This window comes from Sediminicola luteus (assembly GCF_002514735.1).
Taxonomy (GTDB): domain Bacteria; phylum Bacteroidota; class Bacteroidia; order Flavobacteriales; family Flavobacteriaceae; genus HQA918.
The window spans coordinates 852,253-877,495 of record NZ_NBWU01000001.1; the positions used below are offsets into that span (position 1 = coordinate 852,253).

Annotated in this window: 24 protein-coding genes; 17 read left to right on the plus strand and 7 right to left on the minus strand. The window is 45.0% G+C overall.

The annotated features are described in order from the left end of the window. Positions 1-7 precede the first annotated feature (7 nt). The 14 genes from B7P33_RS10325 (at position 8) to B7P33_RS10390 (ending at position 15,535) form a co-directional block, all read left to right on the plus strand. Complete coding sequence (locus tag B7P33_RS10325; protein ID WP_141402444.1) at positions 8-1,930, plus strand: hypothetical protein; 1,923 nt, start codon at positions 8-10, stop codon at positions 1,928-1,930. Then, positions 1,923-3,554, plus strand: a complete 1,632-nt coding sequence (locus B7P33_RS10330; protein ID WP_262508029.1) for a sialidase family protein — start codon at positions 1,923-1,925, stop codon at positions 3,552-3,554. Before B7P33_RS10325 ends, B7P33_RS10330 begins: the two co-directional genes overlap by 8 nt. 102 nt (positions 3,555-3,656) lie before the next feature. Further along, positions 3,657-6,092, plus strand: a complete 2,436-nt coding sequence (locus B7P33_RS10335) for a T9SS type B sorting domain-containing protein (protein WP_097441887.1) — start codon at positions 3,657-3,659, stop codon at positions 6,090-6,092. A 97-nt stretch (positions 6,093-6,189) separates the two neighbouring features. Then, complete coding sequence (locus tag B7P33_RS10340; RefSeq protein WP_097441888.1) at positions 6,190-6,777, plus strand: DUF7010 family protein; 588 nt, start codon at positions 6,190-6,192, stop codon at positions 6,775-6,777. A gap of 270 nt (positions 6,778-7,047) precedes the next feature. After that, positions 7,048-7,737, plus strand: a complete 690-nt coding sequence (locus B7P33_RS10345; RefSeq protein WP_097441889.1) for a TIGR04282 family arsenosugar biosynthesis glycosyltransferase — start codon at positions 7,048-7,050, stop codon at positions 7,735-7,737. Between the two features lie 39 nt (positions 7,738-7,776). Beyond that, positions 7,777-8,136 carry a GTPase gene (locus B7P33_RS10350; RefSeq protein WP_097441890.1) on the plus strand — a complete coding sequence of 120 codons (360 nt, stop codon included), beginning with the start codon at positions 7,777-7,779 and terminating at the stop codon, positions 8,134-8,136. Further along, positions 8,129-8,464 (plus strand): arsenosugar biosynthesis-associated peroxidase-like protein, encoded by a 336-nt coding sequence (locus B7P33_RS10355; RefSeq protein ID WP_097441891.1) that lies wholly within the window; start codon positions 8,129-8,131, stop codon positions 8,462-8,464. Before B7P33_RS10350 ends, B7P33_RS10355 begins: the two co-directional genes overlap by 8 nt. 79 nt (positions 8,465-8,543) lie before the next feature. Then, the gene (gene arsS / locus B7P33_RS10360; RefSeq protein ID WP_097442309.1) at positions 8,544-9,599 is read left to right on the plus strand and encodes an arsenosugar biosynthesis radical SAM (seleno)protein ArsS; all 1,056 of its coding nucleotides are present in this window, start codon (positions 8,544-8,546) and stop codon (positions 9,597-9,599) included. Between the two features lie 168 nt (positions 9,600-9,767). Then, positions 9,768-10,490 (plus strand): hypothetical protein, encoded by a 723-nt coding sequence (locus B7P33_RS10365; protein ID WP_141402445.1) that lies wholly within the window; start codon positions 9,768-9,770, stop codon positions 10,488-10,490. A gap of 157 nt (positions 10,491-10,647) precedes the next feature. Further along, on the plus strand, positions 10,648-11,259 hold the full coding sequence (locus B7P33_RS10370) for a TetR/AcrR family transcriptional regulator (RefSeq protein WP_097441893.1): 612 nt from the start codon (positions 10,648-10,650) through the stop codon (positions 11,257-11,259). Between the two features lie 561 nt (positions 11,260-11,820). Next, entirely contained in the window at positions 11,821-12,828 is a 1,008-nt protein-coding gene (gene recA, locus B7P33_RS10375; RefSeq protein WP_097441894.1) for a recombinase RecA, read from the plus strand. Between the two features lie 118 nt (positions 12,829-12,946). Next, complete coding sequence (locus tag B7P33_RS10380; RefSeq protein ID WP_097441895.1) at positions 12,947-13,387, plus strand: BRCT domain-containing protein; 441 nt, start codon at positions 12,947-12,949, stop codon at positions 13,385-13,387. A 33-nt stretch (positions 13,388-13,420) separates the two neighbouring features. Then, a complete protein-coding gene (locus tag B7P33_RS10385) occupies positions 13,421-13,969 on the plus strand; it encodes an RNA polymerase sigma factor (RefSeq protein WP_097441896.1) in 549 nt (182 codons plus the stop codon). Positions 13,970-14,113: 144 nt separating this feature from the next. Beyond that, complete coding sequence (locus tag B7P33_RS10390) at positions 14,114-15,535, plus strand: outer membrane beta-barrel protein (protein WP_097441897.1); 1,422 nt, start codon at positions 14,114-14,116, stop codon at positions 15,533-15,535. A 219-nt stretch (positions 15,536-15,754) separates the two neighbouring features. Here the strand turns inward: B7P33_RS10390 and B7P33_RS10395 are convergent, their stop codons facing one another. Then, on the minus strand, positions 15,755-16,486 hold the full coding sequence (locus tag B7P33_RS10395; protein WP_097441898.1) for a lysophospholipid acyltransferase family protein: 732 nt from the start codon (positions 16,484-16,486) through the stop codon (positions 15,755-15,757). Between the two features lie 87 nt (positions 16,487-16,573). On the opposite strand from B7P33_RS10395, the gene trpS reads away from it, so the two are divergent. Further along, entirely contained in the window at positions 16,574-17,542 is a 969-nt protein-coding gene (gene trpS / locus B7P33_RS10400) for a tryptophan--tRNA ligase (protein WP_097441899.1), read from the plus strand. A gap of 4 nt (positions 17,543-17,546) precedes the next feature. Here trpS and B7P33_RS10405 read toward each other — a convergent pair whose 3' ends face one another. After that, positions 17,547-18,056 (minus strand): hypothetical protein, encoded by a 510-nt coding sequence (locus B7P33_RS10405; RefSeq protein ID WP_097441900.1) that lies wholly within the window; start codon positions 18,054-18,056, stop codon positions 17,547-17,549. Between the two features lie 55 nt (positions 18,057-18,111). After that, positions 18,112-19,209, minus strand: coding sequence for a DNA-processing protein DprA (gene dprA, locus B7P33_RS10410; protein WP_097442310.1), 1,098 nt, complete (start codon positions 19,207-19,209; stop codon positions 18,112-18,114). 140 nt (positions 19,210-19,349) lie between these two features. Here dprA and B7P33_RS10415 point away from each other — a divergent pair, with 140 nt between their 5' ends. Beyond that, on the plus strand, positions 19,350-20,297 hold the full coding sequence (locus B7P33_RS10415) for an HU domain-containing protein (RefSeq protein ID WP_097441901.1): 948 nt from the start codon (positions 19,350-19,352) through the stop codon (positions 20,295-20,297). Positions 20,298-20,770: 473 nt separating this feature from the next. Continuing rightward, a complete protein-coding gene (locus tag B7P33_RS10420; RefSeq protein ID WP_097441902.1) occupies positions 20,771-21,283 on the plus strand; it encodes an acyl-CoA thioesterase in 513 nt (170 codons plus the stop codon). 109 nt (positions 21,284-21,392) lie between these two features. Here the strand turns inward: B7P33_RS10420 and B7P33_RS10425 are convergent, their stop codons facing one another. The 4 genes from B7P33_RS10425 to B7P33_RS10440 form a co-directional block, all read right to left on the minus strand. Continuing rightward, positions 21,393-21,809, minus strand: coding sequence for a Fur family transcriptional regulator (locus tag B7P33_RS10425; protein WP_097441903.1), 417 nt, complete (start codon positions 21,807-21,809; stop codon positions 21,393-21,395). Positions 21,810-21,811: 2 nt separating this feature from the next. Next, a complete protein-coding gene (locus B7P33_RS10430; RefSeq protein WP_097441904.1) occupies positions 21,812-23,998 on the minus strand; it encodes a TonB-dependent receptor in 2,187 nt (728 codons plus the stop codon). A gap of 45 nt (positions 23,999-24,043) precedes the next feature. After that, the gene (locus B7P33_RS19770; RefSeq protein ID WP_317042828.1) at positions 24,044-24,397 is read right to left on the minus strand and encodes a DUF6660 family protein; all 354 of its coding nucleotides are present in this window, start codon (positions 24,395-24,397) and stop codon (positions 24,044-24,046) included. A 194-nt stretch (positions 24,398-24,591) separates the two neighbouring features. Continuing rightward, on the minus strand, positions 24,592-25,224 hold the full coding sequence (locus tag B7P33_RS10440; RefSeq protein ID WP_097441905.1) for a DsbA family protein: 633 nt from the start codon (positions 25,222-25,224) through the stop codon (positions 24,592-24,594). Positions 25,225-25,243: the final 19 nt, after the last annotated feature.

The following is a 25,243-nucleotide window of genomic DNA, read 5'->3' on the forward strand; positions in this document are numbered from 1 at the left end:
AACATTTTTGCGTACGGCCATCTTGACCTTGGTCTTTGGATGTTTTATCCAAACGAGTTTCGGGCAAAGGATCCCGAAAGAGAGCGATTATTACGAAATGGTGACCCTACCCGTACCCGAAGGCATGCTTTTCGAGGTCGGGGGCATTACCACCCTACCCGATGGGCGAATCGCCTTGGCCACCAGGCGCGGGCATGTCTATTTGGTAGACAATGCCTATATGGCCCAAGGTAAGGCACCACAATACACCCTTTTCGCCTCGGGGCTTCACGAACCCTTAGGCCTGCTATACCACCAAGGTGCACTGTATACGGCGCAACGTGGCGAATTGACCAAATTGATCGATACCAATGCCGATGACAAGGCCGACCGCTACGAAACCGTGCATGCCTGGCCTTTATCGGGTCATTATCACGAATACTCTTTTGGCCCCAAATTGGCGCCCGATGGCAGTTTCTTCGTAACCGGCAACGTGGCATTTGGAAGTGAGGAATGGTGGCGTGCCGAAAGTAGGGTGCCCATGCGTGGCTGGACCATGAAAATCTCAGAAGATGGCCATATGGAACCCTGGGCATCCGGTATGCGATCGCCCGCTGGTCTGGGTATGATCGATGGGGAATTATTCTATGACGATAACCAAGGCGACTGGGTAGGGTCCGGTGCCATTTGGCATCTGCAAAAAGGAACGGTCTCGGCCCATCCGGCCGGATTGGTTTGGTCCGATAGATCCGATTCGCCCATTACCATGACCAATAAGGAGTTCTTGGATACCTATGACGAGCGTCGTGTTCGCAAAAACGGTAGGGCCGTAAAACCGGAAAATATCCCGAATGAAGAAAACCCATTGACCATGTACGAGGCCCGGAAAAAATTCCCGGAGATAACCCTGCCTGCCGTATGGTTGCCCCATGGGGTATTGGGTATTTCCAATTCCGAAATCCTGAAGGACGATACCCAAGGCGGATTTGGCCCTTTTGCCGGGCAGATTTTTGTCGGGGATCAAGGTCAGAGTAAGATCATGCGGGTGGTTATGGAAAAAGTGAACGGGGCCTTTCAAGGGGTCGCCTTCGATTTTCGTACCGATTTTCAATCGGGTGTCCTCCGAATGAACTGGGGCGCCGATGGCTCGCTGTTCGTGGGGGAAACCAATCGCGGATGGGGCTCGGCCGGAAGCAAGAACTCCGGGCTCGAACGTTTGGTATGGACCGGCGAAGTACCTATGGAAATGAAAACCGTTTCAGCTCGACCAGATGGCTTTGAAATCGAATTTACCAAACCCGTAAATAGGGAAACTGCCGAAAACCTTGATAGTTATTCAGGTAAGAGCTTTACTTATAAATACCATTCGGTATATGGGAGCCCGACCATTATGGAAACCCCCTTGGACATCAAAGGTGTAAAAGTTTCCGACGATGGCCTAAAAGCCCGTATCGTTGTGGGCAACCTTACCCAGTTCCACATCCATCAGTTGGAGGTCAAAGGCATCCGTTCGCAACAAGAAGGACATCCGGTGCTTCACCCTGTGGCCTATTACACTTTGAACCATATTCCGGATGGGGCCAAACTACCCGCCTCGGAATGGAGTACCAAACGCAGTAAAAAGAAAAAAGCGGCGCCCAAGGCCGTGGCCGCGAAAACGGTAAAAAAGAAATCGAAAAAAGCGGTGCCCACCGATGAAGAAATCCAATCCCTTTTGGCCAAAAATACTTGTGTGGCCTGCCATAACCGTGAAAAACGACAGATTGGCCCATCGTTCAAGGCCATATCGGAACGTAGGTACACCAATGCCAAGATCGTGGATCTGATCTATAACCCAGTACCCAGCAACTGGCCCGATTACCCTACGCCCATGGCACCTATGACACAAGTGCCCAAAGCCGAGGCCCAACAGATCGCGGCTTGGATCAATTCGCTACGCTCTGGTGATTAAAAGCCGATACATAGGGTCCAATATTTGGGTTTTCGCGTTTTGCTGCCTGTTCTGTTTACCATTATCCTCACAGGTAACGGTAAGCGCAAAACGCTTGCAGTATCCTTTAATTGCAACCCAAACGGACAATTACCTATATCGCATTAATTTAAAAACCAACGAAACCCAGACCGCCATCCGTGGTCTGGGTTTTGATTTAACGGGCAGTACGGATCTTACGGATATCGTCGGTTTACGTTTGTACAGCTCCGGTACCGATTCCATAATCAATGCCAGCAACAAAAAACTTTTGGCTACGGTTAGGCCCGAAACGCCCACCGGTGCATTCCGTTTTAAAGCATCATTGGATAGCACGGTCTATTGGTGGGTTTCGGTACAAATGTACACCGGGACCAAGCTGGAACATCTACTTCACTTCACCCCTACCCGATTGGAAACGGCGGACAGCTCCATTAGCATCGATCCAAAAAATACGGACACCCCATATCGTATGGGTGTGGCCCTACGTAAGCATCGAGACGATGGGGTTCATACCTATCGCATTCCGGCACTGGTAACCAGTACCCAAGGCACCCTCTTGGCTGCTTATGATGTACGCCGCGATGGGAGCCGCGACCTTCAGGGCGATATTGATATTGGTATTAGCCGAAGTACCGACGGCGGTCAAACCTGGGAACCCATGCAGATCGCCCTCGACATGAAAAACTGGGGCGGATTACCCGAAAAATTCAATGGGGTCAGTGATGCCAGTTTGCTGGTAGACCAAAAAACAGGTACCCTATTCGTTTTTGGCCTTTGGATGCATGGGGTAATAAATCCGGATGGAAAATGGGTGACCGATTTAACAGAAACCTCCACCGACTGGAACCACCAATGGCGCAACAAAGGCTCACAACCCGGATTTGGGGTAAAAGAGACCAGCCAGTTTTTAATGGCCCAAAGTACCGACGACGGAAAAACCTGGTCCAAACCGGTAAACCTGACCCAAATGTGCAAAAAACAGGAATGGTGGTTATGGGCCCCGGCCCCAGGAAATGGTATTCAGCTTACAGACGGTACCTTGGTCATTCCTACCCAAGGTAGGGACGCCCAAGGGGAAACCTTTTCGAATATTACCTATAGCAAGGACGGGGGCCAAACTTGGCAGACTTCCCAACCCGCCCGCACCAATACTACCGAATGCGCCGTAGTTGAACTGCCCGATGGCGGTCTAATGTTGAATATGCGTGATAATCGCAACCGTAAAGAAAAAGGGGGTGCCAATGGTAGGGCGGTGGCCGTAACCTATGATTTAGGGGAAAACTGGCAACGCCACCCCAGCTCGAATGGCCTTTTACCAGAGCCCGTATGTATGGGTTCGTTGTTGGCGGCGGATGGACGTTTGTTTTTCTCGAACCCGAACAGTAAGTACCGCCGCCAGCACATCACTGTTAAAACGAGTACCGACCAAGGCCACAGCTGGCCCGAAAAAAACTGGCTATTGCTCGATCAGGGCCATGGCAGTGGCTATAGTTCCTTAACCAAAATTAACGAGGAGTATCTTGGCATATTATATGAAGGCAGCCAAGCCGACCTTATCTTTCAAAAGATACCTTTGACAAGTCTAGTATCGGACAAGCCTTAAAAACCAGTTTAATGACAGCCCCTTTTGAAACGCCATAACCCTTTTATCAAGCATTTACCCACCCGCCTTAAACGTGTAGGATTTTGGATATGGCTTTTGGGAATGGCACCGGTTTGGGCGCAAAACATTCCGCCCAGCATTACCGCTACCGGAGACCAATTCTACTGTCCACTTACCCAGATCCCCATTGCCGAAAGCGTTTCGATCGTAGACCCCGACGATCCTGGTATTGAGGCTGTGTACCTTCAGATTTCAACGGGGTACCGCCGGGCCACCGAGCAATTGGTGTTTACTGGAAATGCCCTTAACATAAGGGCTGTTTGGAACAATCAAGAAGGAAAACTGACCCTTAGTTCCCAAGATGGCAGTGCAATTCCGTATCCCGATTTAATTACCTATATACAACAAGTAGTGTTCGAAAGTACCGACCCCAACATTAGCGGGGAACGTTTTTTCTCGATCAGCCTGGGCGATGCCAACTACCTGCCGGAAACTGGACACTATTACGAATACATACCAAATTTTGGAATAACCTGGACCGATGCCTTGGCCGCAGCCGCCACGCGTACCTATTTCGGGCTTCAAGGCTATTTGGCAACCGTTACCTCTTCGGCAGAGGCCCAGTTGACCGGGGAACAGGTAGCAGGCTCGGGCTGGATCGCCGGTTCGGACCGTGACCAAGAAGGCCAATGGAAATGGATGGCCGGTCCGGAGGAAGGCACCGTTTTTTGGAACGGTGGTGTTAACGGTAGTAGCCCGAACTTCGCCTTTTGGAATACCGGTGAACCCAACCAATCGGGCGATGAGGATTATGCCCATATCACCGACCCCACGGTTGGCACCCCAGGTTCTTGGAACGACCTAAGCAATACCGGGGCCCCGGCCGGTGTCTATCAACCCAAAGGGTATGTAGTGGAGTATGGCGGCCTACCCGGTGACCCCGAACTAAATATATCGGCCAGTACCAAAATTACTATGCCCCAACTTGAAGGCACCACCCCAGCCAGTAGATGCGATTCGGGCACACTAACCCTATCGGCCCAAGCAAGTACCGGAAGCGATGTGGCTTGGTTTGACTCCGAAACCAGTGACACCCCTCTTTTTATTGGAAATGATTTTACCACCCCTGTACTCAATACCACGACTACATACTACGCTCAAGCTTATGTTTCTGGTTGTTCAACAGGGCCCAAGACTGCTGTGGTTGCCTCGGTGCATCCGCTACCCCAGATCCAAAGCCCCGTACAATTGGTAAATTGTGATGTAGATGGGGTTCCCGATGGGTTTACCGACTTTGACCTGACCAATGTCAATAGCACGATCTCACAAGAAAACCTAAGCTTCTCCTATTTTTTGGATCCCTTGGAAGCTGCCCAAAATACCAATCCCATCCCGGGATCACCCTTCAATAATCAAACGGCAGCTATTGTGTATGCTCGCGTTGAGACCCCTCAAGGCTGTTTTCAAATTGCCGAGATCCAACTATCGGCTACCACCACCTCACCTGTCGATGGTTTCCGTACTACAATTCAACAGTGCGACGACGATACCGATGGCCTCGCCACCTTCGACCTTAACCTGGCCACCCCCGATATATTGGCGCAATTCCCTGCCAACCAAAGTCTGACCGTACAGTATTATGCAACCCTGACGGATGGCCAGTTGGAACGGAACGAAATCACTTCTAGCTATGCCAATACATCTCCCGGAGGAGAAACCGTTTATGTACGTATTGAAAGTACCACCAATGGCGATTGTTTTGGGCTCGGCCCCCTTTTGCAATTGCAAGTTGACCCCTTACCCCTATTCGAATTGTTGGAGCGGCAATACATTTGCCCCCAAAGCCAAGTTGTTCTAGAACCCACCGAGCTCGAATTTGCCACCAGTTTCCTATGGACCGATGCCCAAGGCAATGCCCTAGGAAACACCCCTATGATCAGTATAAACGAACCGGGTACCTATACGTTAATGGTTAGCTCGGAAAATGGCTGTCAATTCTCTAAAAACACCGAGGTAATCGCTTCTGCCCCGGCCGAACTTACCTATGATAAGGTTCGGATCGAAGATTCGGAAGACCTTGGTCGTATTGAAATACTGGCATCGGACCAAAACTTGGGTATAGGCGATTATGAATATGCCCTAGACCGATCTTTGGGGCCTTATCAAGATAATCCGGTTTTTGAAGACGTAGCTCCCGGAACCCATACCCTTTATGTACGGGACAAAAATGGTTGCGGCACCGTTAGCTTGGAAGTTGGGGTAATCGGTATTCCCAAATTCTTTTCCCCAAATGGCGATTCCCATAACCCCACTTGGAAAATAGAGGGCCTTGATCCTAATTTATACCCTCAAAGCGGACTGTATATCTTTGATCGTTATGGCAAACTATTACGTCAGCTCAATGCCTATGGCGATGGTTGGGACGGAATTTATGCCGGAAACGATCTACCGGCCAATGATTATTGGTACCGCTTGGTTTTGATGGATAGGGATGGAAATCTGCAAGAAAGAAAAGGTCACTTTAGTTTAATCAGATAATTACACCCGTTTAACTATAATTTGGTAATATTCGGTCAATAATGTAAACCTTATGGCCGTATTACGCATAAATCAGTAATTCTAATTACCAACCACCTTGAAACCAAGCTTTACCCCTTTCAGTAAAGAGGCCCTCGAATTGGGTCGATCCACCTATTTTGTACGTACTAATGGCGGTATTTCGCTACCCATCGCAGGTTTTTTGTATTGGTTGGCCTTGGGTATACTCGGTTTTTACATAAAGCCCGAAACTTGGTGTCTTACGGCATTTTTTACTTCCGGACTCATATTCCCTATCGGATTGGCGCTCTCACGTCCTTTTCATTCCAATATAATGCTCAAGGCCCCTTTGAGTGGACTGGTTATGCCCGCCATGACGGCCATGTTCTTGAGTTGGCCCATGACCATTGCCGGTTATTTGACCGATATGCAACTGGTACCCCTTTTTCTGGCTATAGGTATGAGTCTACACTGGCCCGTAATCGGCTGGATGTATGGTAGCATTACCTGTACCTTCCATGCTATTTTGCGGGTGGCCTTAGTTACCGTATTATGGTTTTTAGAACCTACGGAACGCTTTACCTTTATTCCCTTATTAGTTTCCCTTTTGTATTTGATTACTGTTTTCGGACTCAAAAAGGAAGTGGCCCAAAGAAAGAGGGAATTGGGTAATGCACTGGGCTAAATAAGGCACCTACTACTTACCTGGTTACAAACCTAGTAGTCGGTAGTGGTTTTAAACTACCTTGTTCTTTCTCTTGTTTCCTTCCACTGGACTTCATTCCTTGCATTTTATCTGTTTTTACAACGGTATACGCCCCAACCTTTGACATCGGTTTTAGACGCATCGGTCTAAAAGCCCATAGTTGGCTCGTACGGATAAATTCGGAATTTTAGTCTATTTTTAAAGCTGTACGTAAGGCCATTCGTAACCCTACGACCTTATAAAAGATAGATGGTGCAGCCAAAAAACCCCATAGCGATACTCCTTTTTGCCCGGTCGGCATTTGCCGAACGTAAGGCCAAAGGCCTGCCGGGTGGAATACGTTTGCATCAAATGCTGTTGGCCCATACCCAACAAACAATACAGGCTTCCGGACTCCCTTGTTATACTTTTTCAGAAAAAGAACAGCATGGACCGGATTTTGGATCGCGGCTGTTCCATGCCATGCAATCCGTCTTCCTGCAAGGGGTTCAAAAACTGATTGTTTTGGGGGCCGATACCCCCCAGCTGAAACCATCACATATCGGTTTGGCCATACAGGCACTAGATCGGGGGGAACAGAGTTTAGGTCCAAGTGAAGATGGCGGTTTCTATCTCTGGGGATTAGATCATCAACAGTTTCAACAAATCAATTTTAACAAGCTTCCTTGGCAACAAGGTCAATTGTTGGAAGATCTGTCCGTACAAATCAAACACAATCAAGCCCAGATAACCTTTTTGGAACCCTTGGGCGATTTGGACCGTACCTCCGATTTCACCTTGCTAGGTAAACGCCAGGGAGTTCCGTTGGGGCTACACCTCTTTTTACGAATGGTCTTGGCCAATTTGGATAAATGCTTCAAAATTCTTTCCCAAAAATATATACCCAAGGTATTTGTAAACGTCTACTACAACAAAGGCTCGCCCCTTACTTTGGCTTGACCCAGAACCTTTTCTGTATTCCTTAATTCCACCGGACAAATGTCCCAACTGCTTTTTGTATATAATGCCGAACCTGGCCTAGGCCATGCCTTGGTCGATAGCCTTCATAAATGGCTTTCGCCCGGCACCTATTCCTGTTCTCTATGTGCCCTTACCCATGGAGGTTTTGGCAAAAAAAAGGATTGGGCCGAATACTTGGATAACATCCCGTTACCCAAACGGTTTGTATATAAGGATGCCTTTATAAAGGAATTCGGAACAAGGCAGGTACCCGCCATTTACCTAGAGCACAACCAAAACCTACATAGCCTGATTACTGCCGAACAATTACAGACTACGGACTTGTTAGGCCTTATGGAAACATTGACAACACAATTAAAAAAATATACAGATGTCTAAACCTTATTACGACCCCGCCGACCTTCGCAAATTTGGAAAGATCACCGAATGGAGTGAAGAGATTGGGAACAAATTTTTCGATTATTACGGAAAAGTATTTGAAGAAGGCGCCCTGAGTGCCCGCGAAAAATCGTTGATCGCCTTGGCCGTGGCCCATGTGGTCAAATGCCCTTATTGTATAGATGCCTATACCAAAGACGGTCTGCAACGTGGCATTACCAAAGAAGAAATGATGGAAGCCGTACATGCCGGTGCCGCCATAGAGAGTGGGGCTACCTTGGTTCATGGGGTACAGATGATGAACAAATACAATAAATTGAGCATGTAAGGCCAATCCATTTGCTTGTGTTAATCATAATAATGGTACCGATAGCAGCTGTATCAAAAAACATTGCATTATGACCAAAATGCCGACAAAATCGCTAAAAGCCCGTGAAAAGGAACTGGCGGCCATTGAGAAACAAATGGAAGTATTGAACGGGGAACTTTTTCAAAGTGGTGAGCTGCCTTTTTTTAAGGATAAAATAGCCGAATTGGGGTGTTTCCCCCTAAAGCCCAAAAAACTGGAGATCCTACAGATCAACGTGGGTTATATGTGCAACCAGGTCTGTGCGCATTGCCATGTAGATGCCGGCCCCGATCGTAAAGAGATTATGACCCGCGAAACCATGGAACAATGTCTGGAGGTAATTCGGCATACCGGCGCGCATACCCTTGACCTTACCGGTGGGGCCCCAGAAATGAACCCCAATTTCCGTTGGTTCGTAGAAGAGGCGGCCCAAGCTGGCATTCAAGATTTTATCGTACGGTCTAACCTTACCATTATAAGGGCCAATAAAAAATACCACGACCTACCGGAATTCTTTAAAAAACATAAGGTGCATGTTGTCTCTTCCATGCCGCACTATACAAGAGGTAAAACGGATAAACAACGGGGCAATGGGGTTTTCGATGCCTCTATACAAGCCTTAAAAGATCTGAATGCCGTGGGTTACGGCATGGCCGATAGCGGACTCCAACTTGATTTGGTCTATAATCCGTCAGGGGCGTATTTGCCCGGGGATCAAATGGCCTTGGAAAACGATTTTAAAAAAGCCCTGCTCGAAGACTTTGGGATTCACTTCAATAGTCTGTTCGCCATTACCAACTTGCCCATCTCCCGTTTTCTAGACTACCTCTTGGCTTCCGATAATTATGAAGACTATATGTATGCCTTGGTAGAGGCCTATAACCCGGCGGCGGTAGCCAACGTAATGTGTACCAATACCCTTTCGGTAAGCTGGGATGGTTGGTTGTACGATTGCGATTTTAACCAAATGTTGGATATGAAGGTAGCCTCGAAGGTAAAGCATATCAAAGACTATAATGAGGAAATCGTAAACGACCGAAACATTATTATCTCGCAACACTGTTACGGCTGTACCGCCGGTGCCGGTAGCAGTTGCCAAGGTACTGTGGCTTGATATCGCCTAGGTTATAAACTAGATCTAGTGAGATTCCAGAGAACAACCTCGAAACAACTTTACCGATTGTTTTCGAGGTTTTTTTATTGTTTTCTGTATTAGGCCTGACACTTTTGAATCACTCCATTTGATGTAAATTTGTTGGGTACCCAAAAGAAAAATCTGCAAATGAAATTCACCATGTTTCAATATGAACTTGGTCCCAAAAAATTGTCAGTTACAGAAATGGCTTTCTGGGGTGGTTTAGTTTTTCAGTTGCTGCTATTATTGGCTCCAATTTCAGCAGAAAAATACTTAAACATAAAAACTAATGGAGATAGTATTCTCTTTCTCTATTTTATTGGATTGATTCCACTTGTTTTTTCATATATCTATCAATATTATGAATATGAGAACATTAACACCCAAAAAAGAGGGCATATTGAATTCGACGAAACCGGTATAACTCTGGACTATAATCTTCAAATTCCCTATTTATCAATTTCACATTTCCGTATTGATTGGGAAAGGTATTATGGCCAAAAAATAAACAAAAGACCTTTTGGAGGTCCTTACCCAAAATATAGTTTAGGAGTAAAAAACAAACTTAGATTCCGTTCCAATGACCAAGAGTATGAATTTCATTTCAAATTGGAAGACGAAACCCATTTACACCAATTTCAACGCTTTTTGCTAGAACTGGTTACAACAGATAAATTATACCATTTACCGCCAAAGAATCAAATAGGACTTATATCCGATAAATTCAAACATTTATCACAGTTCAAGTACTTTGTCATTAAATTGATTGAGGAAAATCGAATTGATTGTACCACAGGACTATTACTTCATGGTTATAAAACAGATAAAGAGGCCGAATTACTTAGAAAAAAACATTGTCAAGGCAAATAACCCTCTAAAAACCAGCCGTTTTCACGCACACTTCAACCCAAAAAGTGCTTTTTATCGAAAAATATGGTCGTTCAGCTGTTTTCAATTAGAAACGAACGACCCTACCCGTTTACTTTATCCGACCCTAAAGTCAGAAGCATAACCTAACCCAGACCATATGGAAAAGCACTTGAAGCGCATCGTTACTATGCAACGTATGCAAAAAACAGGCCTCGAATTATTCTACCAAAAAGGCTATTTCAACACCAGTATAGACGATATATTAAAATCGCTTTCCCTTTCTAAAGGGGCCTTTTACTATCATTTTGCCTCCAAAGACGAGTTCTTTATCGGCATTATACAACAATTGCTTTTCCGAAAGGTCTATAGCGCCTTGATCGAACCCTTGGAATCCAACGAAAATCCGTTGACCTTAATCGAGCGCACCTTAGACAATACCCTAGAGACCGCACAACACAACAAATACGATTATGGCTTTGCCCTAGGCAATTTTTTGAACGAATTCAACGGGCGCCACCCAGAGATTATGCGATACTTAAAGGATATTACGAAAGTATGGGAGGTAAACCTAATCAGTGCCCTACAACGGGGCAAGAGCAACGGTTATGTATCGCGTCATATAGATAGCGAGTCCGTAGCCTTATTCATTATCTCCTCTTTTTTGGGTATGCGAACCCTTATGGTAGAGGGCAATGGCAAATTGTTGCGCTATAAGTATATGCAACAATTACGGACCTATTTAAAAACGATGGAAGCCGTAACCCACTAGTAAACCACTTCGCTGCATTTAACATAGATGGAAAACCTGTCCGAATTTTTTGGGCAGGTTTTTTTATGACCCTCTGAATGGTAAATTAAATAGTCAGTAAACTACCACTCCACAATCCCGATAGTTCCGATAACTATCGGAACGGGATTCGAGGCATCTGAAGGAAATATGGTTTTTATTTCGAGACAAGCCTGGCGGTAATAAACCCTTTTGGCGGTGCCAAAAAAAGAGGCGCCAAAAGCACCTCTTTTCATAGCTAATTCGTTATAGAATCATTTTAAGTTTCGGATGTAAGCATCCTCATCGGATTCGGAATCCGGAATCTATAACGACGTCAGCCACCGTCGAGCAACCCTTGTCCCGCTATACGACAGGTACGGTCGCCCTTCAGTAAAAACAATGTAATGCAAAAGCCCATAGCTTTTCTTTTCCTAATAGATGCAGAAAAGGGCTAAAGGTTGTGTACTCCCCCGGGTAACAACCCCCAAGGCGAAGGCAAAATTAAAGTCTTGGCCTTCTTCAAAAGTTTGGGTACTTTAGCTATCCTAACACTTTTTTGAAATGAGCTCGGAAAAAGACGCAAAATTAAAAGCTTTAAAGCTTACCCTAGATAAATTGGACAAAACCTACGGTAAAGGTGCCGTAATGAAAATGGGCGACAGTGTCGTAGAAGATGTTGAGGTAATCTCATCGGGATCTCTCGGCCTAGATCTTGCCTTGGGCGTAGGAGGGTATCCCAGGGGAAGGATCATAGAAATCTATGGTCCCGAATCTTCGGGTAAAACCACCCTTACCCTGCATGCCATTGCCGAGGCCCAAAAAAGTGGGGGCATCGCCGCCTTTATTGATGCGGAACATGCCTTTGACCGTTTCTATGCCGAAAAATTGGGCATTGATATCGACAACCTCATCATTTCCCAGCCCGACCACGGGGAGCAGGCCTTGGAAATCGCCGATAACTTGATTCGTTCAGGTGCCATTGATATCGTTATCGTGGATTCGGTTGCCGCTTTGACCCCAAAAAGTGAGATCGAAGGCGAAATGGGCGATTCTAAAATGGGGCTTCATGCACGATTGATGTCCCAGGCCCTACGAAAACTTACGGCCAGTATCAGCAAGACCCACTGTACCGTAATCTTTATTAACCAATTGAGGGAAAAAATTGGGGTTATGTTCGGTAACCCAGAAACCACCACTGGGGGTAATGCCCTTAAATTTTATGCTTCGGTACGATTGGACATCCGTAGATCTACCCAGATCAAAAATACCGATGGGGAGGTTATGGGTAACAAAACCCGAGTAAAAGTGGTAAAAAACAAGGTGGCCCCACCGTTTAGGGCTACCGAATTCGACATTATGTATGGCGAAGGTATTTCCAAGGTCGGTGAGATCATTGACCTCGGGGTACAGTACGAGATCGTTAAAAAGAGTGGCTCGTGGTTCAGTTATGGTGATACCAAGCTGGGACAAGGCCGCGATGCCGTAAAATCGTTGATCTTAGACAACCCCGAACTCATGGAAGAACTGGAGGCCAAGATCAAAGAGGCCATCGATGCCGTAAAATCTTGATCACTTTAGGCCGTTTGTCGGCCTAATACCGCTTTTGGTAGTTTCTTTATCAAGCTTTGCCTAAAATCACGCAACCCTTGGGTAAACACCACATCTAGTGGATAAAAGAATTGCTACCATGAGAAAGTATGTTGCGCTTATGGGTGGGCTATTTATGGCCCTAACCCTAAGTTCTTGTGATTTGGATGATGACGGTACCAATGTGCGCTTTACCGCCCTTAGGGTGTTGGAAGCCGATTTACCCGAGGCTTTCGAACGGAACAAGACCTATGAACTGGATATTACCTTTTTAAGGCCCAACAGTTGTACTTATTTTGAAGGTTTCGATGTAGAGAAAGAAGCCTTAACCACCCGCAAAGTGGTCGTTATAGGTTCGGAGATCATAGACTCCGACAGCAACTGTCAAGAAATTGCCACCGAGGTAACCCGTACCATGGATTTTATTGTTCTGTACGATGAAACCTATACGTTCCGCTTTTGGAACGGTAGGGACGACAATGGAGACGATATATATTTAGAATACGAAGTCCCCGTTATCGAAACCGCCTCTAAAGAGTAGAAGAACCAAAAAACTAGTACCAACCCATTCTTTTTGCAAATAGCGCAGATCATAGCCGGTTGTAAAAAAGGCCACAGGGATGCCCAAGAGGCCCTGTATCGGGCCTATGCACGGGTGTTGTTCAGTATTTGCCTAAAGTACTCACGTAATCAGGCAGAGGCTGAAGATAGCCTACACGACAGCTTTATGATCATTTACGAAAAGATCGGACAGTATAAGTCCAAAGGTTCTTTTGAAGGTTGGTTAAAGCGGGTAACCTTGAATACGGTATTACAGAAATACCGAAAGGAGACCTACCTGAATCTGGTGAATGAAGATATTCGCCAAGACTCCCCCGAAGTAGAGGATTTGGATGATACCAACCTTAACCTTGGGGTATTATTGCAACATATACAAAGTTTGCCCAATAAATACAGGGCCACCTTTAACCTATATGTGTTAGACGGCTATTCGCATAAGGAAATCGCCGAAATGATGGGTACTTCGGTAGGCACCTCCAAGTCTAACTTGGCTCGTGCCCGCATGTTGTTGAAGGAAAAATTGATTAAGGATAAAGTAAACTTTCTCAGGGCTAGCCAATGAGGGGTTTCGTAGATATAAAGAAAAATGAAGTTGAACGGATTTGGGATCGGCCGCTATTAAATAACGATTGATTCGAATGCGTTAGTGAAACGCTACATACTTGAAACAGGGTATATAGCGAATTGCCTAAAACGAACAGCAAAAATGGCAAAGAAAGATTTGGACAGATTGTTCCAGGAAAAATTTAAAGGCTTTGGCCCCGAACCCGAAGAACGGGTGTGGGAACGGGTGTCGGCCTCCTTGGAACTGCGGAAGAAAAAACGTAGGGCCCTACCTGTGTGGTGGCCCCTAGGTGGTGTTGCGGCTGCCCTAGCGGTGGTATTATGGATAAACCAACCCCAAGGCAATGAAGCCACACCACAGCTTAGTGATACCGACAAAGCCACCCCTACTGAAAAAATTGAAGGACAAAACCCCTTGCCTGAGAACCTGCCTGCTTCCGAGGCCATGGTAAACACACCCACTACCGAAAAAGAAAATCCCCGCAATAACTCCATAGCCAACACCAATAAAACCGAAACGCTTGCAGAAACCGGGAAGCCAGCTCAAGGTGCAATAGCTAACAACACCTTAAAAACAAATAACGGCAATACTAAAACAGCAGACTACAACATAAACTTGGCCGGGGAAGCTTCGGAAGGTATTGCCCTAGAAACCACGGGTACCCCTGACACAAAGACTACGGAAACATCAAATCCGTTGGCCGGGTTTTCAACACTGGTAACCCAAAACGAAAATACCGAAGCCAAAGCTTTGGCTGAAGACAACACCTCTAAAAAAACTTCCATCTTCAATGCCATTGCCGAACAAGAAGATGATGTCTTGGCGCAAAACGATGCGGACCAGAACAAATGGACTATCGGCCCTAAGGTAGCTCCTGTATACTTCGATGCCTTTGGAGGCGGCTCTCCGGTAGCGGCCAACTTGGCCGAAAACCAAAAATCGGGTGATATTAATCTCAGCTATGGTTTGGCCGTAGGCTATCAGGTGGGTAAAAAATTAAAAATTTCTACAGGAATCAATAAGGTGGATTATGGTTATACCACCGACGACATCATCTTTAAATCTACCGTAGGTACCAGCGCGCAAGCCACCAATCTCGATCTAAACCCCAATGCCAGGGGCATAATCATAGGTAGCCAAAACCAGCTGAATAGTGAAGCTTTTTCGGCCTCACAAGACCTTACTGGTAAGGTTCCCATCAAAGAAGGCGACATGTTGCAAGAGATGGGTTATATCGAAATTCCCGTTGAATTGAACTACAGCCTCATACAAGACCGATTTGGCATGGATTTAATCGGAGGTTTTTCTTCTTTGTTTTTGCTTGATAATCAGGTGTCTATAATTTCCAATGGGCAATTCATCGATTTAGGTGTTGCAAATAACCTGAATAATGTTAACTTTAGCGCGAATTTTGGCTTGGGATTCAATTATTCCCTTAGCAAAAAGTTAAAGTTGAACATGGAACCGGTATTTAAGTATCAATTGAATACCTTTGCAAATACAAATGGTTCGTTCAACCCATTTACATTAGGCATTTACAGCGGATTGAATTTCCGCTTCTAAATAAAGATGTTGGTTAGGTTGGTTATTGCGCAAAGCAGTAACACCTTGCGCCTCCGCACTCGCGGGGGCGCTTTTTTTTGCGTTGTATTGAGACATCCCAAGGCAACGGATTACGAAATCAAATACTATTGTTGTTATTAAAGTCCGCGTGAGGGATCGTAGCTGGCTACCATGTAGCGCGGAGCGCCCGGTGCCCCATGGGCACACGCCCGAAAACCATTATACCAATCCCTCTAAAATCGTATTTCGGATCCCCTCACGAAACCCCTCCAAGCCATTTTGATTGGGTTGTGGCGGATCGACAAAGCAGTGCACCTGAGCCCGAAGTTTACCCGGACCACCATGGGTCAGTTCAAAAGGCAGTCTTTTTTTAGAGTCGTAAAAGGTCATGGGCACTACGGGAATTTGATGGTCTATGGCCATTTTAAAGGCACCATCCTTAAAGCGATCCAATACAATATGGGGTTCGGGTACCCCGCCCTCAGGAAAAATACAGATTCCCAAGCCTTGATCTAAACGGCGTTGCGCCCTTTTGTACACCGCAGTGCGGCTTCGCACGCTGGAACGATCCACCATAATACAGACCCGTTTATAGAAATAGCCAAAAACCGGAATTTTTACCAACTCCTTCTTACCCACGAAGACAAAGGGGGTTTTACTTACCCGAAGCATAAGCATAATATCGAGCATTGAGGTATGGTTGGCCACCAACATATAACTTTTGCCACATTCCAGTTTTTGGGCATAACGAATTCGGGGTGGACAGCCACAGGCGTATAAAATGGGTAGGGCCCAAAGATTACGGGCACACCAATAAAACTGGGGGTATCGCTTTTCGCTAGCGGCAAAGATCAATAGAAAAGGTGCAAAAACGAAGATAGGTATGGCCACCCATAAGTAGAACCAGACCCTAAATAACAGCTGCACCGTTTTGGTTAGCAAGTTTCGCATGGGAACCAAAAATAAGGATTTTGCCCACTTCCCTACGCCGAAGCCATATAAACTTTTACCTTTGTGCCCAATTTGAAACCAAGCACTATGGCCAGAATCTTAACAGGTATACAAAGTACGGGCACCCCACATTTGGGTAATATTCTTGGGGCGATTATGCCCGCTATTGAAATGGCGCAGAATCCGCAGAACGAATCATACCTCTTTATTGCCGATATGCATTCGCTTACCCAGATAAAAGATGGGGCCCAGTTGAGACAGAACACCTATGCCACGGCCGCAACCTGGTTGGCTTTTGGCTTGGATATCGATAAAACGGTTTTCTATCGCCAATCGGACGTGCCACAGGTCACCGAACTGGCTTGGTACTTGAATTGTTTTTACCCCTATCAACGCTTGACCTTGGCCCATTCGTTTAAAGACAAGGCAGACCGTTTGGAAGATGTGAACGCCGGACTTTTTACCTACCCCATGCTTATGGCGGCCGATATACTGTTGTACGATGCCGATATTGTGCCCGTAGGTAAAGACCAATTACAGCATTTGGAAATGACCCGCGACGTGGCCTCGCGATTCCATACCCAGCTCGGGGAAACCTTTGTACTGCCCGAAGCCAAGGTACAGGAAAGCACCATGTACGTGCCGGGTACCGATGGGGTTAAGATGAGTAAGAGTAAGGGCAATACCATAGACCTGTTCTTAACCGATAAAAAGTTGCGCAAACAACTTATGGGCATTAAAACGGACAGTACCCCCATGGAAGATCCGAAAGACCCTGAAAACGATAATGTATTTGCCCTGTACCGCTTGTTGGCCACCACGGAACAAACCGAAGCCATGCGACAAAACTACTTGGGCGGTAATTACGGTTATGGCCATGCCAAACAAGCCCTTTACGATTTAATCTTGGAAAAATTCGGCCCGCAACGCGAGCGGTTCCATTACTATATGGAAAACCTACATGAAATAGACGAGGCCTTGGCCAAAGGCGCCGAAAAAGCCAAAACCGTAGCCGATAGCGTATTGGAAAGGGTACGTGAGAAGGTGGGGTATTAATAAACTATTGTTCAATTTGAAACTGGTTCTTGAATCTCTCGGCCTGTTTTACTAAATAAATACTATAACCTAAGCTCCCGATAATTATCAATTTAAAGATTATACCCCGAAATATCGATTCAGGCGAAATCGTAAAATTGATGATATAAGTAGCAACTATTAAAATCAAAGGAACAAGGGTAAAGAAAACCGGTTGCTTTTTAATGAATACCCCGCATAATAAAATGGTTACCGTTACTATTAAAGTTAACCCGAACCCAAGGACATCCATACCCCCATTAACGGCACCGATAACCATGAAAACAGTATTAACCGCGGCAACGGCAAATATTATTTTCTGACTTCTTAAAATTGAATCTTCCGCGTCGGCCACTACACCTTTGGCATCGATGAAACGAGCAATATGCACAGACCTTTCTTTGTCAGTCCCACTGAAAGGGTAATTGCAATTATCACAAAAATGATGCGCCTCCAAACTGTAGAAGCCGCATGCCGGGCAAACTTTTTTTTCCATTTGTTGGTATTGATTGGTTTATGAACCCAATATCCAAATAATCTATCTAACCACCTTACAATTTCTCGTACATTTTCCCGGGCAAAGGCCTAACTAAGCCTTGCATCTCTAAATTCAGCAATAGGGGACTCAATTTAAAAACAGGCACCCCCAAATCCAGGGCTATGGCATCTATATGTGTTTTTCCATTTTTTTTGAGGTAATCACATACTTTTTGCTCCTCAGGGGGTAGCGTAACGAACAGTTGGGTCTGTACCGGGGCCGGTTTTTCGATTTCCCAACCCAGATGGTATACCAAATCGGCCGCAGTGGTCAGTATTCGCGCCTTCTGGGCTTTAATCAAGCTATTACAGCCTAAACTCTGGCTGTCTCCTGGTCGGCCAGGCACGGCAAACACATCCCTGTCATAACTATGGGCGATATCGGCGGTGACCAGACTGCCACCTTTTGCCCCCGATTCTATAACGATGGTGGCTTCCGAAAGCCCGGCTATTATGCGGTTGCGCTGTAGAAAATGTTCCCGGTCGGGCTCGGTGTCGCTCCAAAAGTCGGTGACCAAGCCGCCGTGTTCACATATTTGCTTTGCATATTTGGCATGGGCACGCGGATAGGTTTGGTTTAGCCCATGTGCCATACAGGCTATGGTCTGTAGACCATGGGTAAGGGCCGCTTTATGGGCCGTAATATCGACCCCATAGGCCAAGCCACTAACGATTATGGGGTCTAAAGGCGCCAATTCGGCCACCAATTCCTCGCAAAACCTGCGGCCATGGGCAGTCATATCTCGGGTACCTACTATACTGATTATTCGTTGGCCCTGCCAGTTAATATTTCCTTTATGGAACAATAATATGGGACCATCTACCGCATGGCGTAACCATTCCGGGTATTCGGGATCTTTGAAATAGGTATAACCCCAATTCATTTTCTGTAATACTTCCCATTCCACTCGGGCCGCCTCCTCGAACTTTGGGTCTTTTAAATGCGTCAATGTCCGACTGCCTATACCCATGATCTTTTCCAAGGTTTGGGGTGCCGTTTCAAAAACCGCCTGGGCACTACCGCAATGGGCAATGAGTTTTTTCGCGGTAACATCGCCCACCAGCGACATGGCCTGTAATCGTAAAACCGCTAAAAGTTCTTTTTCGACCATATCAGTCATTTCTTACAAAGTAATCAAAAAATGTGATTCGACTGATTACCAGCACCTGCGGTCGATCGTGTATGGTTCTGTTAATAAAAATTGTGTAACCTTATTTTGAAATCCCGTAAATTTTCCAATATTTGTCCACTATGAAAACCGGAACCTATATCAAGGAATTGCTTTTTACCCACGATTGTGTCGTGGTTCCGGAGTTCGGTGCCTTTTTGTCGCAAAGCCAGTCGGCACGTGAAGAAGGCCATACCCTTTACCCCCCCACAAAAACCCTAAGTTTTAACGCCCAGTTGGTTTCCAACGACGGTCTTTTGGCCAAATATGCCTCGGAGGCAGAAGGTGTTCCTTATGAAGCGGCTTTAAAGCAATTGTTGGATGTTACCCGCCAGTGGAAAAAACAGATTGCCATTGGTATTCCGGTAAGCTTGGAGGGTATTGGTAAACTAACCGCCAACAAAGAGGGTAATCTGGTGTTCACCCCATTTGAAAAGGAAAACCTATTACTGACTTCCTTTGGGATGGCCCCTGTGCTGGGCAAACCTATTTTAAGGGAAAGTCTTAAGGAAGAAGTAGTGGAAATGGAAGAAAAAATCCCGTTTATCATTACCCCGGAACGTAAAGAAAAAGGCGGACTTCGTCGCAGCCTTAAATATGCCGCCGTAATCTTGTTGGCCGTGGCTAGCGGACTAACCGTTTTTACCTCTTACCAGCAAGGAAAACAGCAAGAGCAGTGGGTAGACCAACAGGTTAAGGAACAGGTCTCCAAAAACATTCAGGAAGCTACCATCTTCGATACCCAACCCATGGAACTCGATGCCCTGGATCTTACTTTCGTTGAAAAACCAAGTCAGACCGATTACCATGTTGTCGCCGGTGCCTTTCGCGTGCGTACCAATGCCGATAAAAGAATCGCCCAATTACAATCCAAAGGCTACAAGGCTACCTATTTGGGCGTAAACAAATACGGCTTGCACCAAGTGGGTTATGCCAGTTTTGAAAGTAAACGTGACGCCATTAACTACCTCTACAAGGTTCAGCGTAACGAATCTTCGGAAGCCTGGTTGTTATACCAACCGGCCCAGTAATCTCACATAAAATTTTTGATTGAAGAGTATCGCATCGTTCGATAGGCTTTGTTATGTTTTGGTTTGATAAAACCGCGACCACCAAGAAGCTAACATTCGTTTGAATAGATGAAAATCTTACTTACGCCTGCCTATTGGATTATTGATAAGGTGCAATCATTCCGTGGTAGATTTAGTGAGAACTTTGGTTTCAAATGACCGGAACTGCGAACAGCTCCCTCTCCTTTGGGGGAGAGCGGGGGTGAGGGTAAACCGAAAGCATATTTTATTGGATGGTTTTAAAATTCCTGTTAGAAAACACGTTCACTAGTTTGTTTTCGCTACCGAAACTCCGTTGAAAGTGACACTTAGGCTAGCTGCCAAACACCTCAAGAGCCTATGCCCTACCCCATTTTCAAGGTAGTTAGCGACATATAGCTAATTGTAGGCATTGCCATTACGTTTCTCCGCTCTATCTTTGCCCAAAAATGAGCATGGAACCCAAAACCCCAGCGCAGTCGCGCACTATATTGACCGATTTGGTCTTACCCAGTGAAACCAACCCTTTGAACAACCTTTTCGGGGGCGAACTATTGGCCCGTATGGATCGTGCCGCCAGTATCGCCGCCCGTAGGCATAGCCGTAGGATCGTAGTTACCGCCTCGGTAAACCACGTAGCCTTTAACCGGGCCGTGCCGGTGGGTTCGGTGGTTACCGTAGATGCCGCCGTTTCGCGCGCCTTTAGTTCTTCTATGGAAATCTTTATAGACGTTTGGATCGAAGACCGCTACTCTGGCGAGCGTACCAAGGCCAATGAGGCCATTTATACCTTTGTTGCCGTAGATGATACCGGAAAGCCTACCAAAGTTCCGGAAATACGCCCTGAGACCGATTTGGAGAAGGAACGGTATGCCGCCGCCTTAAGACGTAAACAATTGAGTTTGGTGTTGGCGGGGAAAATGGATCCTTCCCAAGCTACCGAGCTGAAGGCTTTGTTTATGGGGTAAAAATCTGGCGCTCCCTTTCACCCTGGTTGTTCTATTTACGGTCTAAAATCTTCCTTTTATTTTAAACCTCATGCTAAAGGTCATTTAAGAAAAAGTGAAGCAGCTGCATTTAGGATCCGTTACATATATCGCAGATACCTTTAACAACTACGTTGGCATTTTTTGAAACAAAACCAATGGGTACTTTTATTTCTGGAATTTTATAATCAGTTAAACAAACGGTCTCATGGCAATGATCACAATGAAAGTGTAGGTGTAAATCGGACTCCATCGCACATGTACATCCTTGCTCGCATAAAGCGTATTTGGTGATTCCGGTACCATCATCTATTTGATGTACAATATCTTTTTTTTCAAATGTTTTGATGGTTCTATATAATGTTGTCCTATCGACTTTATCGAAAGTGTTCTCTAGGTCACTTAACGTAACCGCCACCTTTTTATTCGCAAGAAACTTATAGACAAGCAATCGCATAGCTGTAATGCGAATATTTTTTGATTTTAATCGTTGTTCTATGGTTTCCATGATTAATGATGTTCTTCGTTTCCAAACGGTTTAATAATTAGTCCTACACTAAAAATGAACCCATCCGTAGGTGCATAAATCTCAGGGAAAACCGGGTTTTCGTGGGGTGGTAATACCAATGGCGAAAACCTGCTTTGTCTTCTATCGGTAAAGTTTTCGAAGTTTACAAAAACACTACCCAACTTAAAGTTACGCATTACCAACAAACCCATGGTTACAAAATCCGTGGTTTTATTCCCATTGGATAAGAACTGTTTGCCTGTGTAATAGGTTTCATAGCCAATTCGCCACGTATCGGATTCGTACATTAAAACACTGCCCGCATTGTGTTTTGCCGTTAATGGTTTTTGTGGATTTCCCGCTAAATAATTCAGCTTGGTATCGATCAAGGCATAATTTAAGAACCACCTAAAATCTTTATAAGTAAACTTAATATTGGTCTCCGCACCTTTGCTCAAGATGTTATCCGGGGCATTTTCGAATTTAAAAAACCCATTGTCCACTGAATTTAAAAGTAATGCATCATGTATTGCCGTAACATAGAATAATTGATTCATTGAAAACCCTACTTCATCGGTTATGCGGGTTTGATAGTTCACATCAAAATTTATCCCATACGAGCGTTCGGCATCTGTAGCAGATTTATCGATGGCCAATACATTTTCAAAATTTATATATTCTGCTTCCTCTGTAAACATATCAGGTATCTTATACCCTAATCCACCACCGATTCGACTCGAAAACCCACCATTGGTTTTGTAGAGCAACGAAACCCTCGGCAAAGGAAAAAAGCCGAAATCCGTATTATAATCCGCTCTCAACCCTGTTTCTAAAATCCAATGTTCAGACAGGTCGAAGATGGTGTTTGCAAACGCACCCAAGGTTATATCCCTTTGATTGCGTTGCATAGGCGAATCTTCATTCTCCACAAAACTTGAGGTGTACAGATTGGCGCCGGTTATCCAATCTGATCTATCTAATGTTCTGGCATAGGTGAGCTCAGAAAATGAATTGATTTGTTGACCTTCAAACCTTAAGTCGGGAACGATAAGGTTTCTATCAAAGAAAGAAACACTATTCTTAAACTGTAACGAACTCACAGTATCTAACTGTGTTCGATACACCAACTGACCGCTCAGCCGTTTTGAATTGTTTTCTTCGGTATATTGATGAATGCCATTCTCGCCATTCTCTATTTTATTAATATCGCCACCAATTCTGTCGTCATAAGTACCGTTTAACCCAAACCATATCGTTGTTTTGTCTGATGGATAATAAAACACTTTTGGGTTAAACGAAATAGAGGTTGTTTTTGGCAGATTACTAAACTCATCATCATCTGGGTCGTAGGCTTTTTGGTAATGGCCAGAACCATAAAGTGAAAATCCGAATTTCTTATTGCGCTGGCTATAAAAAATATTCGCCGTACTTCCCAAGGCTTGTGTCTGGGTAAGCATAATATCAAATGTAGGTTCTTCATTTGGTGTTTTGGAAACCATATTCACCAATCCAGCAATGGCCCCACCACCATAAAGAGTCGATGAACTTCCTTTTATGATTTCAAATTGTTGTAAGTCTAATGGTGGAATTTGTAAAATACTTAAACCACTTGAAAAACCTCCGTATAAAGGAAACCCATCTCGTAAAAGTTGGGTATATCTGCCGTCAAGACCTTGTATTCTAATATTAGTATTTCCACTACTTAAAGAGGTTTGTTGCATTTGAATTCCCGTACTTTCACGAAGAACCATCGAAATATTGGTTGGGTTCATAATGGCTTTTTCACCTAATTCCTCAACACCGATAAATTCTATTCTTGTTGGAATTTTCTGCACCGTCCGCGTGCTTCGTGTAGATTGCAAAACGACCTCTTCCAGTTCATGACCACCTTCTTTAAGATAAAATGCATAGTCGGTATCACTAGGTACTTTAATGGTGGTTTCCAAGGTCTCAAATCCTATAAATGAGATGGAAACCACATATTGGCCATAGGGTATTTCAGTAAAATGGGCAATGCCATCAAAATCTGAAACTGCACCTTTTTCTAGTGCCTCAAAAAATACGGTTGCGCCCATCAAAGGCTCGTTATCTGCCTCAGAAACGATTTTAATAGGTATTTCGGTGCTTTGCGCTTTTGCCAAAAAGCACAAAAAAGCGGTGAGCAAGATGCTCAGCATGTGTTTTTTCATTGAAAACAAAAATTGATTAACTAAATTTTGACCCTAAGTCTTGTATTAGCCAATCAATTGTGGCGGTTGCCAGATGTTGTAAAGAAAATCGAACCTGTAAATAGGTTGGTAGGTCGCTATTACTTGCGTAGAAATCTTTGGGTAAACTTTAAGTTCATAAGCTTCAATTGCCTGATAGGTAATTGACATTCCACAGCAGTTACATATACAAGTACTAGGGCAAGAATCGTCGTTATCTTGGCCATGGTCGTGATTTGAACTCAATTCATCAAGATGTAAATCTTCTTTATTCGTTCCATCAGAACAAGGCGTAACAGCCAAAATCAGAAACAAAACCGCTAATATGGTCGAGAAGTTTTTCATCACCGCAAAGATAACCATTAAAAGATGCAATGCCATTGCAAAACCAACTCAAGCACTGTTTCTTAACCCCGTATCGAACACGTTTTGCCCAGTGACTTTTTATCCTAAAGAAGTTTGTATCGATTCTTTCTATACCATAAACCAGCAAAAGACAGGGGTACCACCAACGCCATTCGACCGTCTTTTTACTTGCCGGAAAAATCTACCGAGCTGAAAGCTTTGTTTATGGGTTAGAGATTTAGCTTTTCACTTAATCCCAGAATCAAATTTTCCGGTTTAAAATACCCTGAAGCAATCACCCGTGCTGTTTCGTCTTCTTGCAATACCAAGGTCGGGAATCCTTGGGCCCATTTCCGGGCCTCTTGGAATTCGGTTTGGGTTTTCCCTTTATTTTCGGCCGACAACCAATCCGTTGTAAAATCACTATAAGGTAACTCAAGGGCTTCCATTAGACTTTGATAGCTTTCAGGCACATCCAATCTTTTCCCTTTTTGGAACAATAATGTTTGTATGGCAGAAGCAATATGAACCGAATGTTCGGGCCGTTGCGATTTGGCCCATACAAAGGCCGCACAGGGCTCCTGGCTACTAAAAACATAATTGGAATCCTGTACCAAATCAAAATAGGCTTGGGAGATGGTCACCCCTGTAGTCTGCTCCAGTCTTGGGGTATGTTGGGAAATAAATCCGTAGAGATCCGTTCCTCCAGCCGGGGCCTGGGGTGGCAACCACATGCCACCTACTAATACTTCAATGGGCAGGCTGTCACCGAAATGATTTTGTACTTCTTTTATACTCGCACTGTTGCCATAACACCAGCCACAATGCGGATCCATGATATAGATCAACTTCTTTTGGGTCATAAACTGTTTAAGATTTGAG